General features: G+C 68.5%; 2 protein-coding genes and 1 pseudogene. All 3 read left to right on the top strand.

Going from position 1 to position 2,772, the window contains the following annotated elements; genetic code table 11:
* A partial coding sequence (locus AC27IQ_RS22025; RefSeq protein ID WP_487090797.1) for an AI-2E family transporter occupies positions 1 to 873 on the top strand: 873 nt, incomplete at its 5' end.
* Positions 874 to 926: 53 nt separating this feature from the next.
* Positions 927 to 1,284 (top strand): annotated as a pseudogene (locus tag AC27IQ_RS22020) (transposase); the annotation flags it as partial.
* A 254-nt stretch (positions 1,285 to 1,538) separates the two neighbouring features.
* The coding region (locus AC27IQ_RS22015) for a methyl-accepting chemotaxis protein (protein ID WP_487090796.1) at positions 1,539 to 2,772 on the top strand (1,234 nt) is incomplete at its 3' end.

Raw genomic sequence — 2,772 nt, 5'->3', positions numbered from 1 at the left:
CCGGGGCTCAGCGTCACCGCCGTCCGGCAGCGGCGCCACGCAGGCCAGGTGATCGCGGCGGCCGTGGTCATGCTGGCGCCGCTGTCGCTCATCGTGCTGGCGGCCTCGCATTCGCGCAGCTACATCGTCGAGGCGCCGCAGCAGTACCGCGAACTGCTCGACTTTCTGGCCCGCACCGTGCTGGAGCTGCGCCTCAAGCTGCCGCCCGACATCGCCTCGCACCTGCCCGAGGGCGCGGTGGAGATCCAGCGCACCATCGCCGGCTACCTGGGCGCCAAGGCGGGCGCGCTGGCCATGGCCGGCCGCGCGTGGCTCAGCGGCCTGCTGCATGCCTACGTGGGCCTGCTGATCGGGGCCCTGGCCGCCGTGCGCACGCTGGACGGGGCCCGCGGACCGCTGGCCGAGGCGCTCTCGGCGCGCATCACCTGGTTCGGCGAGGCCTTCCGCCAGATCGTGGCGGCGCAGTTCTGGATCGCGGCGTTCAACACGCTGCTGACGGCGATCTTCCTGCTGGGCGTGCTGCCGCTGTGGGACCTGCAGCTGCCCTACACGCCCGCGCTGATCACGCTCACCTTCCTGGCGGGGCTGGTGCCGATCGTCGGCAACCTGCTGTGCAACGCGGTCATCACCATCGTGGGGTTGTCGGTGTCGCCGGCCGCGGCCATCGCCTGCCTGGCGTTCCTGATCCTGATCCACAAGGCCGAATACGTCATCAACGCCAAGGTGGTCGGCCAGCGCACCCACATGGGCGTGTGGGAGTTGCTGGCGGTGATGTTCGTGGCCGAGGCGGTGTTCGGCCCCGCCGGGCTGGTGGCAGCGCCGCTGTTCTACGCGTACCTCAAGAAGGAACTGCAGGCAGCGCAGCTCGTCTAGTGCGTGTCATGCACTTTTCTCAGTGAGAGCAAAGCCGTGATGAGCGTTTGCGGATGCCCCGCGAGCCGTACCCAACGGACGCCAGCGATGAAGAATGGAGCTTCGCGGCGCCCTATCTGCCCCTGATGGACCGGCACGCTTCCCAGCGAGAGCACGATCTGCGGAAAGTCTTCAATGCCCTGCGCTGGCTGTGACGCGCGGGACCGCCCTGGCGGATGCAGCCCCATGGTCCCGCCGCCCTGGGAAGTGGTCTATCAGCACGCCGGCGCTGGTTGGACGCGGGTTGCTTCGAGGCGATGGTCTCGACCTGCGCTCCATCATTCGCGTAGCGCAGGGTCGCCAAGGCCCGCCCAGCGGATGGGAGCACGTGCAGTCGAGCGCGGCAGCAAGGCCCACATGGCCTCGGACACGCGCCAGGCCGCGCGTTCAGGCAGATCTTCCAGGCAGCACGGACCTGCGCCTGGCAGCGGAGCCCCGCCCTGCCACCCGCGCCTTCATCGCGGCCCGCCCCCCCACACGCAAAGCCCATGTCACAAAACCGCCCCACGGGTTTGTGCCGAGCCAGCGCCTTCCACTCCAGCATTACGCTTGTCTGGCGCGCCACGCAGCCCGTGGGACGGCGTGCAGCGTCCCACGGCCCCAATCGCTTGCCTCAAAGGGTTCCCATGACCATCGCAAGAAAACTGGCCCTCCTCCTGCTGAGCGCCATTCTCGGCATCGCGGTGATGACGGCGTGGTTCCTGATCTCCGAGCGACAGCTCATCCTGCAAGAGCGCCAGACCGGCGTGCGCCAGGTGGTCGAGGCGGCGCACGGCATCGCTACGCACTTCCATGACCTGAGCACCCAGGGCGGACTCTCCGACGACGAGGCCCGCAAGCGCGCGGCCGCTGCCATCCAGGCACTGCGCTACAGCGGCAACGAATACGTCTGGATCAATGACATGCACCCGCGCATGGTGATGCACCCGGTGCGCCCCGAGTTGAACGGCAAGGACCTGACCGACAACAAGGACCCCAACGGCAAGCCGCTGTTCATGGAATTCGTGCGCACCGTACAGGCCAGCGGCGCAGGCTTCGTGCCTTACCTGTGGCCCAAGCCCGGCAGCGAAGCGCCGGTCGAGAAGACGTCGTACGTCAAGGGTTTCGCGCCCTGGGGCTGGGTGATCGGATCGGGCGTGTACATCGACACGGTGAACGCCGCCATCTGGCAACGCGCCCTGGGGTTCGGCTTGGTGGCGGCGCTGCTGGGGGCTGCGCTGCTGGTGATAGGCACCTTGATATCGCGCAACCTGCTGCGCCAATTGGGCGGCGAGCCCGGGTACGCACGCACCATTGCCCGCAGCATTTCGGAGGGCGATCTGTCGGTGGCGGTGGACACGCGCCAGGGCGACCACTCCAGCCTGCTGCTGGACATGCAGACCATGCGCGATAGCCTGCACCGCATCGTGCAGCGCGTGCGCGACGGCACCGAGCACATCGCGGGCGCCTCGCAGCAGATCGCCGCCGGCAACCACGACCTGTCGGCCCGCACCGAATCGCAGGCCAGCGCGCTGGAGCAGACTGCCGCCTCCATGGAGGAGATGACCTCCAACGTGAAGCAGAACGCGGACAACGCCCGGCAGGCCAGCGTGCTGGCGCAATCGGCGTCCGACGTGGCACGCCAGGGCGGCACGGTGGTGGACAAGGTCGTGCAGACCATGGGCTCCATCGATGCGTCGTCGCGCAAGGTGTCCGAAATCACCGGGGTCATCGAAGGCATCGCGTTCCAGACCAACATCCTCGCCCTGAACGCAGCGGTCGAGGCGGCGCGGGCCGGCGAACAAGGGCGTGGCTTCGCGGTGGTGGCCACCGAAGTGCGCAGCCTGGCGCAGCGCTCGTCCGAGGCGGCCAAGGAGATCA

The organism is Acidovorax sp. KPB24-07 (assembly GCF_057543315.1).
Note: the sequence above shows the minus strand (reverse complement) of the source record. Positions and strands in the feature narration are given on the sequence as shown.